The organism is Pseudomonas frederiksbergensis (assembly GCF_001952935.1).
Taxonomy (GTDB): domain Bacteria; phylum Pseudomonadota; class Gammaproteobacteria; order Pseudomonadales; family Pseudomonadaceae; genus Aquipseudomonas; species Aquipseudomonas frederiksbergensis.
In genome coordinates this window covers 1,444,002-1,457,309 of sequence record NZ_CP018319.1, presented here as the reverse complement: position 1 = coordinate 1,457,309, position 13,308 = coordinate 1,444,002, and the positions used below count along the sequence as shown (strand labels likewise).

The following is a 13,308-nucleotide window of genomic DNA, read 5'->3' as shown; positions in this document are numbered from 1 at the left end:
GGAGCGGCGTCATGCAGTTGATTGAACATTCCGACTCGCCGCGCTACATCCGCCTGCACGAGCGGGACAACGTCGTGATCGTGGTCAATGACCAAGGCGTGCTGGCCGGCACCGAATTTCCGGACGGCCTGGTCACCGTGGATTTCGTGCCACAGAGCCATAAGGTCACCCTGGAAGACATTCCCGAAGGTGGCCAGGTGATTCGTTACGGGCAGACCATCGGCTACGCCTTGCAGCCGATTCCGCGCGGCAGCTGGGTCAAGGAAGATCAACTGCGCATGCCCACCGCGCCACCGCTGGACAGCTTGCCGCTGTCCACCGAAGTCCCGGCGGCGCAGGCACCGCTGGAAGGCTTCACGTTCGAGGGTTATCGCAATGCCGACGGCACGGTCGGCACGCGCAATATTCTCGGGATCACCACCACGGTTCAGTGCGTCACCGGGGTGCTGGACCATGCGGTCAAGCGCATCAAGGACGAGTTGCTGCCCAAGTATCCGCACGTCGATGACGTGGTCGCGCTGACCCACAGTTACGGTTGTGGCGTGGCGATTACCGCGACTGACGCGTACATCCCGATCCGTACCGTGCGCAACCTGGCGCGTAACCCGAACCTGGGTGGCGAAGCCTTGGTCATCAGCCTGGGCTGCGAGAAATTGCAGGCCGGGCAGGTGATGCACGAGAACGACAGCTCGGTGGATTTGAGCGATCCGTGGCTGTACCGCTTGCAGGATTCGAGTCACGGTTTCACCGAGATGATCGAGCAGATCATGGCGCTGGCCGAGACCCGTTTGAAGAAGCTCGATCAACGTCGCCGGGAAACCGTGCCGGCGTCCGAGCTGATCCTCGGCATGCAGTGTGGCGGCAGCGATGCGTTTTCCGGGATCACCGCCAACCCGGCGTTGGGTTATGCCTCGGACCTGTTGTTGCGGGCCGGTGCGACGGTGATGTTTTCCGAAGTCACCGAGGTTCGCGACGCGATTTACTTGCTGACGTCCCGCGCCGAAACCGAGGAAGTCGCCAAGGAACTGGTGCGCGAGATGGACTGGTACGACCGTTACCTGGCCAAGGGCGAAGCGGACCGCAGTGCCAACACCACGCCGGGGAACAAGAAGGGCGGGTTGTCGAACATTGTCGAGAAGTCTCTGGGCTCGATCGTCAAATCCGGCAGCAGCGCGATCAACGGGGTGCTGGGCCCAGGCGAGCGGTTCAAGCGCAAAGGGCTGATTTTCTGCGCGACCCCGGCCAGTGATTTTGTCTGCGGGACGTTGCAATTGGCGGCGGGGATGAACCTGCACGTGTTCACCACCGGGCGTGGCACGCCGTATGGTTTGGCGATGGCGCCGGTGGTGAAGGTGTCGACCCGCACCGAGCTGGCGCAGCGTTGGCCAGACCTGATCGACATCGATGCCGGGCGGATTGCCACCGGGCGGGCCTCGATTGAGGACCTGGGCTGGGAGTTGTTCCACTACTACCTGGATGTGGCCAGCGGCAAGAAACAGACGTGGGCGGAGCAGCATAAGCTGCACAACGACATCACCTTGTTCAACCCTGCGCCGATCACCTGAGACCGCGTCGCCTGTTTCGCGAGCAAGCCCGCTCCCACAGTGATCTTTAGTGTTCACGCAATTTGTGCAACAAAGAAGATCCCATGTGGGAGCGGGCTTGCTCGCGAAGACGGTCTACCAGACGCCGGGGGACTTGCTGGCTTATCATTAGCCCCCTAACGACGCTCACCCAAGGTTACCCCCGGCATGCTGGCTATCTTCCTCGAAACCCTGAACATCACCGCGCCGGTGTTTGCCATGCTGTTTCTGGGGGTGTTGCTCAAGCGCATCGACTGGATCAACGACAACTTCATCCACACTGCGTCGGCCCTGGTGTTTAACGTCACCATGCCGGCGTTGCTGTTTCTGGGCATCCTGCATGCCGACCTGCACGCCGCGCTGCAACCGGCGCTGCTGATCTATTTCTCGATCGCGACGCTGCTGTGTTTTGCGATTGCCTGGGGCTGGGCGATCTGGAAGTGCCCCCGCGAAGACCGAGGCATCTACACCCAAGGCGCGTTTCGCGGTAACAACGGGGTCATCGGGCTCGCGTTGGCGGCGAGCATGTACGGTGACTACGGGATTTCCCTCGGGGCGATTCTTGCGGCGTTGGTGATCCTGTTTTACAACACGCTTTCGACCATTGTGCTGGCGGTTTACAGTCCGGTAATCAAGTCCGACCCGTGGAGTATCTGCAAAAGCGTGATGGTCAATCCGCTGATCATCAGCGTGTTTGCCGCGGCGCCGTTTGCCTATTTCGAAATCGGTTTGCCGGGATGGCTGGAAAAGTCCGGCCAGTACCTGGCGCAAACCACCTTGCCGTTGGCGTTGATCTGCATCGGCGGCACGCTGTCGCTGGCAGCGCTGCGCAAAAGCGGCAACATGGCGCTGAGCTCAAGCTTGGTGAAGATGATCGGCCTGCCGATTCTGGCGACGCTGGGGGCGTGGCTGTGGGGCTTTCGGGGGGCGGAGCTGGGGATTCTGTTCTTGTACTTCGGCAGCCCGACCGCCGCGGCCAGTTTTGTCATGGCCCGTCAGGCCGATGGCAATCATGAACTGGCGGCAGCGATCATCGTAATCACCACGTTGATGGCGGCGGTCACCACCAACATCGGGATCTTTTTGTTGCAGTGGGGTGGGTGGATTTAGCCCCGGGATTTGCGGTGTTCTTCAGGGCCTCATCGCGAGCAGGCTCACTCCCACAGGGGAATGCATTCCCAATGTGGGAGTGAGCCTGCTCGCGATAGCAATTTTTCCAACACCACAAACGCCAGCCGATTACTCCGGCTTCTGGTAGCTATCAATCACTTCCTGCGCCGCGCGAAACGCATCGATCGCCGCCGGCACACCGGCATACACCGCACAATGCAGCAACGCTTCGCGAATCTCTTCCACCGTGCAGCCATTGTTCAGCGCGCCGCGCACGTGGCCTTTCAATTCCTGCGGGCACTTCAACGCGGTCAGCGCGGCGAGGGTGATCAGGCTGCGGGTTTTCAACGGCAGACCTTCACGGTTCCAGACCCCGCCCCAGGCGTGCTCGTTGACGAAATCCTGCAGCGGCTGGGTGAACTCGGTGGCGTTGCCCAAGGCGCGGTCGACGAAGGCGTCGCCCATCACTTGGCGTCGGACTTCAATCCCAGGCTTTTTATCAGTGCTCATGGCAATTCCCTCTTGTGGTGTTGGCGACGCCAGGCGCGCAGCGAGGTGAACAGCAAAAACGCCCCCAGCGCCGGCAGGACGAAAAACAGCATCAGGTGTTCAAGCTTGCCGGCCAGCGGCATGCCGGTGGTGAACGACACCACGTGCAGCCCATAGGCCAGGTACAAACCCAAGAACAGCAATCCTTCGGCGCGAGTCACCCGATAACCGGAATAGAACACCGGCAGGCACAACACCGCGACGCCGAGCATCACCGGCAAGTCGAAATCCAGGGCGTTGGGCGATACCGACAGCGGCGACGGCGCGATCAAGGCGGTAAGCCCGAGCACGCCCAAGAGGTTGAACAGGTTGCTGCCGATCACGTTGCCCACGGCGATGTCGCGCTCACCACGCAAGGCGGCGATCAACGAGGTCGCCAGTTCGGGCAGGGAGGTGCTGACAGCGACGATGGTCAGGCCGATGATCCGTTCCGACAACCCCAGATCAGTCGCGACCGAAACCGCCGCGCCCAGCAGCAAGTGCCCGGCATAGACCAGCATCGCCAATCCCGCGACGATCATCAGCAGACTGCTGATCCATGGTGCTTGCGGGACTTCGTGGCGGGTCGATTGCGGGCGGGTCGAGTGCCGCGACTGGCGCAGCAACAGGCCTAGATACAGCGCCATCGCCGCCAGCAGCATCACGCCATCGGCGCGGGTCAGTTCTTCGTTCCACGCCAAGACGAACACCAAAAGACTGGCGCCGATCATCAGCGGAATATCCAGGCGCACCAGCTGCCGTGAAACCCGCAGCGGGATGATCAGCGCCGAGAGCCCGAGGGTGACGAGGATGTTGAAGATGCTGCTGCCGATCACGCTGCCGACGGCAATGTCGGCGTTCTGCGCCAGGGTGGCTTGCAGGCTGACCGCCATCTGCGGTGCGCTGCTGCCGAGAGCGACGATGGTCAGGCCGATAATCAGCGGTCGTACATGCAAACGTGCGGCCAGGCGCACAGCGGCGCGCACCATCAGCTCGGCGCCGGCGATCAGCAATAGCAGGCCGCTGAGCAATTCAATCACGCTGATCAGGGGTATATCGGCAAGTCCGAAAATGGTCAGCGCTCCGTCTATCAGTCGTCGAGGGCTTGCACGCGAACCTTCGCGGTGCCACTGCGCAGCATGCCCAACTGTTCGGCCGCTTCGCGTGAAACATCGATCAGGCGCCCACGTGAGTATGGCCCTCGGTCGTTGACGCGCACCACGCAGGATCTGTCGTTATTGAGGTTGGTAATCTTCACCCGGGTGCCGAACGGCAACTGGCGATGAGCGGCGGTCAGGCCGTGCTGGTTGAAACGCTCGCCGCTGGCGGTGCGTTTGCCATGGTGTTTGGCGCCGTAATACGAAGCTACGCCGGTCTTGTCGTAGCCGTGTGGATCAACAATATCCGTGCTGGCGCAACCGGCCAGCAGAGAGAGCAGGGCGCAGGCACTGAGCAGACGCTTCATTTGGAAGGCTCCCAAAAACAAATGTGGGAGCGAGCCTGCTCGCGATGGCGGACTGTCAGTCACATCAATGATGGATGTGCCGCCGTCATCGCGAGCAGGCTCGCTCCCACAGGGAATAGAGCCAGGCTTTAAAACTGGCTCCATGCTCATCAGCCTTCGAGCTTGCTTTTCAGCAGTTCGTTGACCTGTTGCGGGTTGGCCTTGCCTTTGGACGCTTTCATGGCCTGGCCGACGAAGAAGCCGAACATCTTGCCGCGTTTGGCTTCGTCTGCCGCGCGGTATTGTTCAACCTGTTCGGCGTTGGCCGCGAGCATCTCGTCCAGCACCGCCGAGATCGCGCCGGTGTCGGTCACTTGCTTCAAGCCGCGCTTTTCGATGATCTCGTCCGCGCTGCCTTCGCCGTTGGCCATGGCCTCAAACACCACTTTGGCGATTTTGCCGGAGATGGTGTTGTCGGTGATGCGCAGCAGCATGCCGCCCAGTTGTTCGGCCGAGACCGGCGACTGGTCGATGTCCAGGCCCTGTTTGTTCAACAGGCTGCCCAGTTCAACCATCACCCAGTTGGCCGCCAGTTTGGCGTCGCCGCCGATGCTCGCGACTTTCTCGAAGTAATCGGCTTGCTCGCGGCTGGTGGCCAGGACGCTGGCGTCGTAGACCGACAGACCGAACTGCGCCTGGAAGCGCTCGCGTTTCTGTGGTGGCAATTCCGGCAGGGTGGCGCGCACGTCGTCGAGGAACGAGTTCTCGATGACCACAGGCAGCAGGTCCGGATCGGGGAAGTAACGGTAGTCGTTGGCTTCCTCTTTGCTGCGCATCGGACGGGTCTCGTCCTTGTTCGGATCGTACAGGCGAGTCTGCTGGATCACCCGGCCGCCGTCTTCGATCAACTCGATCTGACGTTGCACTTCGGTGTTGATCGCCTTCTCGATGAAGCGGAACGAGTTGACGTTCTTGATCTCGCAGCGCGTGCCGAACTCAACCTGGCCTTTCGGGCGGATCGACACGTTGCAGTCGCAGCGCAGCGAGCCTTCGGCCATGTTGCCGTCGCAGATGCCCAGGTAACGGACCAGCGCGTGGACCGCCTTGACGTAAGCCACGGCTTCCTTGGCGCTGCGCATGTCCGGCTCGGAGACGATTTCCAGCAGCGGCGTGCCGGCACGGTTCAGGTCGATGCCGGTGGCGCCGCTGAATTCTTCGTGCAGGCTTTTACCGGCGTCTTCTTCCAGGTGCGCACGGGTGATGCCGACACGCTTGACCGTGCCGTCTTCCATTGCGATGTCCAGGTGGCCTTTGCCAACGATCGGCAATTCCATCTGGCTGATCTGGTAGCCCTTGGGCAGGTCCGGGTAGAAATAGTTTTTACGGGCGAACACGTTGTGCTGGCCGATCTCGGCATCGATCGCCAGACCGAACATCACCGCCATGCGCACCGCTTCCTGGTTCAGCACCGGCAATACGCCGGGCATGCCGAGGTCAACCAGGCTGGCCTGGGTGTTCGGCTCGGAACCGAAGGTGGTGGAGCTACCGGAAAAGATTTTCGACCGGGTAGTGAGCTGGGTATGAATCTCCAGCCCGATCACGACTTCCCATTGCATGTGTTTCTCCTCAGAAGCCGGTTGGGGTGCGGGTGTGCCAGTCAGTGTTCAACTGATACTGGTGCGCAACGTTGAGCAAACGGCCTTCCTGGAAGTACGGGGCGAGCAATTGCACGCCGACCGGCAGACCATCGACAAAACCGGCTGGCATGGACAAGCCCGGCAGGCCGGCGAGGTTGGCGGTGATGGTGTAGACGTCTTCCAGGTACGCAGCAACCGGGTCGCTGCTTTTGGCGCCAAGCTTCCAGGCCGGGTTTGGCGTGGTTGGGCCGAGGATGATGTCGACCTCGTTGAAGGCCGCCATGAAGTCGTTCTTCACCAGGCGGCGAATCTTCTGCGCCTTCAGGTAGTAAGCATCGTAGTAGCCAGCGGACAACGCGTAGGCGCCGACCATGATCCGGCGCTGCACTTCCGGGCCGAAACCTTCGCCACGGGAACGCTTGTACAGGTCTTCCAGATTTTTCGGGTCTTCGCAGCGATAACCGAAACGCACACCGTCGAAACGCGACAGGTTGGAAGATGCTTCCGCCGGGGCGATCACGTAGTACGCAGGGATCGCGTGTTGCATGTTCGGCAGGCTGATTTCCTTGACCACGGCACCGAGCTTTTTCAGCTCTTCGACACTGGCCATGACCAGGTCGGCAATGCGCGGGTCGAGTCCTGCGCTGAAATACTCTTTAGGAACGCCGATGCGCAGGCCTTGCAGCGAACCGTTGAGGCCGGCGCTGTAATCCGGCACGGGCTCATCGATGCTGGTGGAGTCTTGCGGGTCGAAACCGGCCATGCCTTGCAGCAGGATCGCGCAGTCTTCGGCCGTGCGTGCCAACGGGCCGCCCTGATCGAGACTGGACGCGTAGGCGATCATGCCCCAGCGCGAAACGCGACCGTATGTCGGTTTCAGACCGGTCAGGTTGGTAAACGCGGCGGGCTGGCGGATCGAGCCGCCGGTGTCGGTCGCCGTGGCGGCCGGCAACAGGCGAGCGGCCACGGCCGCGGCCGAGCCACCGGACGAACCGCCGGGCACGTGTTCCAGGTTCCACGGGTTTTTCACTGCGCCGTAGTAGCTCGACTCGTTGGCCGAACCCATGGCGAATTCGTCCATGTTGGTCTTGCCCAGCGTCACGGCACCCGCGGCGGCCAACTTGGCAACGACAGTGGCGTCGTACGGTGCTTTGAAGTTGTCGAGCATCTTCGAGCCGCAGCTGGTGCGGATGCCCTGGGTGCAGAACAGGTCTTTGTGGGCAATCGGCGCACCGAGCAGGGCACCGCTCTCACCATTGGCCCGGCGTGCATCAGCGGCTTTCGCCTGCTGGAGCGCCAGGTCTTCGGTGAGGCTGATGAAACTGTTGAGCTGCGGATCGAGCTGGGCGATACGCGCCAGCAGGGTTTTGGTCAGCTCTTCGGAAGAAAACTTTTTATCGGCGAGACCGCGGGCGATCTCGGCCAGAGTCAATTGATGCATTGCAGGCTCTTTCCCTTTAGTCGATGACTTTCGGAACCAGGTACAGGCCGTTTTCGACCGCTGGTGCGATGGACTGATAAGCCTCGCGATGATTGGTCTCGGTCACGACGTCTGCACGCAGGCGCTGGCTGGCTTCCAGTGGGTGGGCGAGCGGCTCGATACCGTCGGTATTGACCGCCTGCATTTCGTCGACCAGCCCCAGAATGCTGTTCAGGGCCGAAGTGATGTGTGGAAGATCGGCATCATCTAGGCCAAGACAGGCCAAATGAGCGATTTTTTCCACGTCGGAGCGTTCAAGCGTCATGGGATTCTCCAGTGGAAGGAAAACAGAACGGATGCTATCCGTGTGTTAGATTGTCGGAACACTACCGCATTTCTACGGTCATAAGGCCGCGATTGTGGGGGTTGGTGCACAGAAAAGCGGCCAATTTAACATATTGGCGCCTTGCCCAAAATCCCTGTCGTTGTTAGAGTTTGCCGCACTTTTTTACCCACGCGTTGCCTAGGGTCCTTTCCCCATGTTCAAGAAACTGCGTGGCATGTTTTCCAGCGATCTTTCCATTGACCTGGGCACTGCCAACACCCTTATTTACGTGCGCGAGCGCGGAATCGTTCTGAATGAGCCATCGGTTGTGGCTATTCGGACACACGGTAACCAGAAAAGTGTCGTTGCTGTCGGCACCGAGGCCAAGCGCATGCTCGGCCGTACGCCGGGCAACATTGCTGCCATTCGTCCGATGAAGGATGGCGTGATCGCCGACTTCAGCGTTTGCGAAAAGATGCTGCAGTACTTTATCAACAAGGTTCACGAAAACAGTTTCCTGCAGCCTAGCCCTCGTGTGCTGATCTGCGTTCCATGCAAGTCCACCCAGGTTGAGCGTCGTGCCATCCGTGAGTCGGCCCTCGGTGCCGGTGCCCGTGAAGTGTTCCTGATCGAAGAGCCAATGGCGGCTGCGATCGGTGCCGGCCTTCCGGTTGAAGAAGCTCGCGGTTCGATGGTTGTCGATATCGGTGGCGGTACCACTGAAATCGCACTGATCTCCCTGAACGGTGTGGTTTACGCTGAATCCGTACGGGTTGGCGGCGACCGCTTCGACGAAGCGATCATCACTTACGTGCGTCGCAACTACGGCAGCCTGATCGGCGAATCCACTGCCGAGCGCATCAAACAGGAAATCGGTACTGCCTATCCGGGCGGCGAAGTTCGCGAAGTCGACGTTCGCGGCCGTAACCTGGCCGAAGGCGTTCCACGCGCTTTCACCCTGAACTCCAATGAAGTGCTGGAAGCTCTGCAAGAGTCCCTGGCCACCATCGTTCAGGCCGTGAAAAGTGCGCTGGAGCAATCGCCTCCGGAACTGGCTTCCGATATCGCCGAGCGTGGTCTGGTACTGACCGGTGGTGGCGCCTTGCTGCGTGACCTCGACAAGTTGCTCGCCCAGGAAACCGGTCTGCCGGTGATCGTTGCCGAAGACCCGCTGACCTGCGTTGCTCGCGGCGGTGGCCGTGCGTTGGAAATGATGGATAAACACACCATGGATCTGCTTTCCAGCGAATAAGTCGCCGGATCGCCTCTATGCTGTTGGCGCGCAGGCAGCACTTTGCAGTGCTGCCTGTTGGCGTTTATCTTCTGTCAGTCTGCATCCAGGCCGGTTTGATGCCGTATGAATAAAGAGAACATTTGCCTGGGAGGAGCGGCTTATTAAACCGCTTTTCACCAAAGGGCCTTCACTGGGCGTGCGCTTGTTGGTGCTGGTCGTGCTATCGGTCGCACTGATGGTGGTCGATGCCCGCTTCACACTGCTCAAGCCAGTGCGTAGCCAAATGTCGCTGGCACTGATGCAGTCTTACTGGATCACTGACCTGCCGCAGCGGCTATGGCAGGGTGTGGCCAGCCAATTTGGCAGCCGGACCGAGCTCGTCGCCGAAAACGAAAAACTCAAAACCGAAAACCTGCTGTTGCAGGGCCGCATGCAAAAGCTTGCCGCCCTCACCGAGCAGAACGTTCGGCTGCGCGAGTTGCTCAACTCCTCCGCGCTGGTCAACGAGAAGGTCGAAGTGGCCGAACTGATCGGCATGGACCCCAACCCCTTCACCCACCGCATCATCATCAACAAAGGTGAGCGCGACGGTGTGGTCCTCGGTCAGCCGGTGCTCGATGCCCGTGGCCTGATGGGCCAGGTGGTCGAGTTGATGCCATACACCTCTCGTGTGCTGTTGCTGACTGACACCACTCACAGCATTCCGGTGCAGGTGAACCGCAACGGTCTGCGGGCGATTGCCAGCGGCACCGGCAACCCGGAACGCCTGGAGCTGCGTCACGTGGCCGATACCGCCGATATCAAGGAAGGCGATCTGCTGGTCAGCTCCGGTCTGGGTCAGCGGTTTCCGGCGGGTTACCCGGTGGCGACGGTCAAGGAAGTGATTCACGATTCCGGTCAGCCGTTCGCAATCGTGCGCGCCGTGCCGACCGCGGCCTTGAACCGCAGCCGTTATCTGTTGCTGGTGTTCACCGACGGCCGCACAGCCGAAGAGCGCGCCAACGAAGCTGCCCAGGCTCAAGAAGCCTTGGACCGGCACGGTGGTGGCCCGATCATTCCAGCGACCATACCGAAACCTGCCATCGTCCCGGCTGCTGTTGCTGCGCCCGTGACTCCTGTGGCGCCGACGGCTGCCCCTGCTGCCACAACCCCGCCCAAACCTGCGGCAACTCATCCTGTCGCTGTGAAACCTGCTGCCAGCAAGCCGCCCGCGGCGCAACCTGCGGCGGCTAAACCGCCGGCCACGCCAGCCGCTGCTGTGAGGCCTGCTGCCAAACCGCCTGTTTCTGCGCCGGCTACCACTGGGGGACGAGAATAATGGTTGGTGCTACTGCCTCCCGAAACGGCTGGATAGTCTGGCTGACATTCGCCATAGGCCTGCTGCTCAGCGTTTCGCCGCTGCCGCAATTCATGGAAATCCTCCGTCCACTGTGGCTGGCCTTGCTGCTGGCATTCTGGGCGTTGGCCATGCCGCAGAAAGTCGGGATGGTCACCGCGTGGTGCCTGGGCCTGGCCGAAGACGTGCTTTATGGCACGCTGCTGGGCCAGAACGCGTTGATCCTGACGCTGATCACGTACCTGGTGCTGGCGCTGCAACAGCGCCTGCGCATGTTCCCGATGTGGCAACAGAGCCTGGTGATCCTGGTGATCTTCGGCCTCGCGCAGCTTGTTCAACTGTGGCTCAGCGCCCTGACCGGCAATCGTCAGCCGACGCTGGCGCTGGTCTTGCCGGCACTGGTCAGCGCATTGCTCTGGCCCTGGATCAGCTACGGTTTGCGCGGTTTGCTTCGACGCTACAAAATCAATTAATTCGGTCAGGCATTTGCCCGCACCTCGACAGGGAGATGTCTGGATGAAACAGCTTTACCTTGCCTCAGGCTCACCGCGTCGACGTGAGCTGCTTACGCAGATCGGCGTGCCGTTCTCCGCCGTCAGTGCGGACATCGATGAAACCCCTTTGGAAAATGAGACCCCGTCGGCCTATGTCGAGCGCCTGGCGCGCGGCAAGGCCGAGGCCGGACGCGGCGCGCTCGTGTCCGACGCAGATTCTTGTGTGCTGGGCGCCGATACCGCTGTGGTGCTGGACGGGAAAATTCTCGGCAAACCGGTGGACGAAGCCGAGGCGTGCGCCATGCTTATGATGTTGTCCGGGTGTGAACATGAAGTCCTGACGGCGATTGCGGTACTCGACGGTGAGCGTTGCGAGTCTCGGGTGGTGCGCAGTCTGGTGCGCTTTCGTAGCATCAGTCGCGCCGAAGCGGTGGCCTACTGGGCCAGCGGCGAGCCGCAGGACAAGGCCGGCGGCTACGGCATTCAAGGGCTCGGCGCGGTGTTTGTTGCCGGCCTCAATGGCAGTTACTCGGCGGTGGTCGGGTTACCGCTGTGCGAAACCGCTGAGCTGCTCGGCCATTTCGGCATACCCTGTTGGCAAACCCTTAACGCGCGTTGAGCGTCGTACTGACAAGATGCGGCCATTATCGTGAACATGCCTGAACGAGACCCTGCCATGAGTGAAGAGATCCTGATCAACATCACGCCGATGGAATCGCGCGTGGCGGTGGTTGAAAACGGTGTTCTGCAAGAGGTCCACGTCGAGCGCACGCAAAAGCGCGGGATCGTCGGCAACATCTATAAAGGCAAGGTCGTGCGGGTATTGCCGGGCATGCAGGCGGCCTTCGTCGACATCGGCCTGGACCGCGCCGCTTTCATTCATGCCTCGGAAATCTCCCTGCGCGAAGGCCCGGCGGTCGAGAGCATCAGCGCTCTGGTTCACGAAGGCCAGAGCCTGGTGGTGCAAGTCACCAAGGACCCGATCGGCTCAAAAGGCGCACGCCTGACGACTCAGTTGTCGATTCCATCGCGTTATCTGGTGTACATGCCGCGCACCGCACACGTTGGCATTTCGTTGAAGATCGAAGACGAAGCCGAGCGCGAACGTCTCAAACAAGTGGTCACCGATTGCGTGGCCACAGAAGGTATTCAAGAAGTCGGTGGTTTCATCCTGCGTACCGCTGCCGAAGGTGCCGGTGCAGATGAAATCCTCATGGACATTCGTTACCTGCGTCGTCTCTGGGATCAGATCAACGAGCAGATCAAAACCATCGGCGCGCCAAGTGTGATCTACGAAGACCTCGGCCTGGCGCTGCGCACCCTGCGCGACCTGGTGAGCCCGAAGATCGAGAAGATCCGGATCGACTCCCGGGAAACCTTCCAGAAAACCACACAGTTCGTCGCCGAGCTGATGCCGGAAATCGCCGATCGTCTTGAGCATTACCCGGGCGAGCGGCCGATCTTCGACCTGTACGGCGTCGAAGACGAAATCCAGAAGGCCCTGGAGCGCAAAGTCCCGCTGAAGTCCGGCGGTTACCTGGTGGTCGATCCGGCGGAAGCCATGAGCACCATCGACGTCAACACCGGGGCGTTCGTCGGTCATCGCAATCTCGAAGAAACCATCTTCAAGACCAACCTCGAAGCTGCGACCGCCATTGCTCGCCAGCTGCGCCTGCGCAACCTGGGCGGGATCATCATCATCGATTTCATCGACATGGAAGATGAAGAACACCAGCGTCAGGTGCTGCGCACCCTCGAGAAGCAACTGGAGCGTGATCACGCCAAGACCAACATCATCGGCATCACCGAGTTGGGCTTGGTGCAGATGACTCGCAAGCGCACCCGCGAAAGTCTTGAACAAGTACTGTGCGAACCGTGCAGCAGCTGTCAGGGACGCGGCAAGCTGAAGACGCCGGAAACCGTTTGCTACGAGATTTTCCGCGAAATCCTCCGAGAAGCTCGCGCCTATCAGGCGGAAGGCTATCGTGTATTGGCAAACCAGAAAGTGGTCGACCGTTTGCTCGATGAAGAATCGGGCAATGTCGCCGAACTCGAAGGTTTTATCGGGCGCACTATCCGGTTCCAGGTGGAAACCATGTATTCCCAGGAACAATACGACGTGGTGCTGCTCTGAATCGCTGTCTTTCAACCCTGACAGAACGGCTGGCCTCAGCTTTTTGCAGTTTTTTTGCCATGG

The 13,308-nt window shown here is 60.7% G+C and carries 13 protein-coding genes; 7 read left to right on the top strand and 6 right to left on the bottom strand.

Translation table 11 applies throughout. The features are described from left to right. Positions 1 to 11 precede the first annotated feature (11 nt). The gene (gene garD, locus PFAS1_RS07020) at positions 12 to 1,565 is read left to right on the top strand and encodes a galactarate dehydratase (RefSeq protein WP_076028654.1); all 1,554 of its coding nucleotides are present in this window, start codon (positions 12 to 14) and stop codon (positions 1,563 to 1,565) included. Between the two features lie 186 nt (positions 1,566 to 1,751). Further along, a complete protein-coding gene (locus PFAS1_RS07015; protein WP_076028653.1) occupies positions 1,752 to 2,693 on the top strand; it encodes an AEC family transporter in 942 nt (313 codons plus the stop codon). A 129-nt stretch (positions 2,694 to 2,822) separates the two neighbouring features. On the opposite strand, the gene PFAS1_RS07010 is transcribed toward PFAS1_RS07015, so the two are convergent. From PFAS1_RS07010 to gatC, 6 genes are all read right to left on the bottom strand, one after another. Beyond that, positions 2,823 to 3,203, bottom strand: a complete 381-nt coding sequence (locus PFAS1_RS07010) for a carboxymuconolactone decarboxylase family protein (protein WP_074873766.1) — start codon at positions 3,201 to 3,203, stop codon at positions 2,823 to 2,825. Beyond that, positions 3,200 to 4,261 carry a calcium/sodium antiporter gene (locus PFAS1_RS07005; RefSeq protein ID WP_074873767.1) on the bottom strand — a complete coding sequence of 354 codons (1,062 nt, stop codon included), beginning with the start codon at positions 4,259 to 4,261 and terminating at the stop codon, positions 3,200 to 3,202. Before PFAS1_RS07005 ends, PFAS1_RS07010 begins: the two co-directional genes overlap by 4 nt. Before the next feature lie 50 nt (positions 4,262 to 4,311). Beyond that, entirely contained in the window at positions 4,312 to 4,686 is a 375-nt protein-coding gene (locus PFAS1_RS07000; RefSeq protein WP_038978953.1) for a septal ring lytic transglycosylase RlpA family protein, read from the bottom strand. A 149-nt stretch (positions 4,687 to 4,835) separates the two neighbouring features. Then, the gene (gene gatB / locus PFAS1_RS06995) at positions 4,836 to 6,281 is read right to left on the bottom strand and encodes an Asp-tRNA(Asn)/Glu-tRNA(Gln) amidotransferase subunit GatB (protein ID WP_076028652.1); all 1,446 of its coding nucleotides are present in this window, start codon (positions 6,279 to 6,281) and stop codon (positions 4,836 to 4,838) included. Positions 6,282 to 6,291: 10 nt separating this feature from the next. Then, positions 6,292 to 7,743 (bottom strand): Asp-tRNA(Asn)/Glu-tRNA(Gln) amidotransferase subunit GatA, encoded by a 1,452-nt coding sequence (gene gatA, locus PFAS1_RS06990; RefSeq protein ID WP_074873769.1) that lies wholly within the window; start codon positions 7,741 to 7,743, stop codon positions 6,292 to 6,294. A 16-nt stretch (positions 7,744 to 7,759) separates the two neighbouring features. Beyond that, positions 7,760 to 8,047: an Asp-tRNA(Asn)/Glu-tRNA(Gln) amidotransferase subunit GatC gene (gene gatC / locus PFAS1_RS06985; protein WP_074873770.1), complete on the bottom strand. Its 288-nt coding sequence runs from the start codon at positions 8,045 to 8,047 to the stop codon at positions 7,760 to 7,762. A gap of 214 nt (positions 8,048 to 8,261) precedes the next feature. Here gatC and mreB point away from each other — a divergent pair, with 214 nt between their 5' ends. The 5 genes from mreB to rng all read left to right on the top strand — a co-directional run bounded on the left by mreB (position 8,262) and on the right by rng (position 13,245). Next, on the top strand, positions 8,262 to 9,299 hold the full coding sequence (mreB, locus tag PFAS1_RS06980; protein WP_002555108.1) for a rod shape-determining protein MreB: 1,038 nt from the start codon (positions 8,262 to 8,264) through the stop codon (positions 9,297 to 9,299). A 178-nt stretch (positions 9,300 to 9,477) separates the two neighbouring features. After that, the gene (mreC, locus tag PFAS1_RS06975; RefSeq protein WP_232252212.1) at positions 9,478 to 10,599 is read left to right on the top strand and encodes a rod shape-determining protein MreC; all 1,122 of its coding nucleotides are present in this window, start codon (positions 9,478 to 9,480) and stop codon (positions 10,597 to 10,599) included. After that, positions 10,599 to 11,090: a rod shape-determining protein MreD gene (mreD, locus tag PFAS1_RS06970; RefSeq protein WP_074873774.1), complete on the top strand. Its 492-nt coding sequence runs from the start codon at positions 10,599 to 10,601 to the stop codon at positions 11,088 to 11,090. The genes mreC and mreD overlap by 1 nt, the downstream gene beginning before the upstream one ends. A gap of 43 nt (positions 11,091 to 11,133) precedes the next feature. Then, positions 11,134 to 11,730 carry a Maf family protein gene (locus PFAS1_RS06965; RefSeq protein ID WP_076028650.1) on the top strand — a complete coding sequence of 199 codons (597 nt, stop codon included), beginning with the start codon at positions 11,134 to 11,136 and terminating at the stop codon, positions 11,728 to 11,730. A 57-nt stretch (positions 11,731 to 11,787) separates the two neighbouring features. Continuing rightward, complete coding sequence (rng, locus tag PFAS1_RS06960; RefSeq protein ID WP_076028649.1) at positions 11,788 to 13,245, top strand: ribonuclease G; 1,458 nt, start codon at positions 11,788 to 11,790, stop codon at positions 13,243 to 13,245. The last annotated feature ends 63 nt before the right edge of the window (positions 13,246 to 13,308 follow it).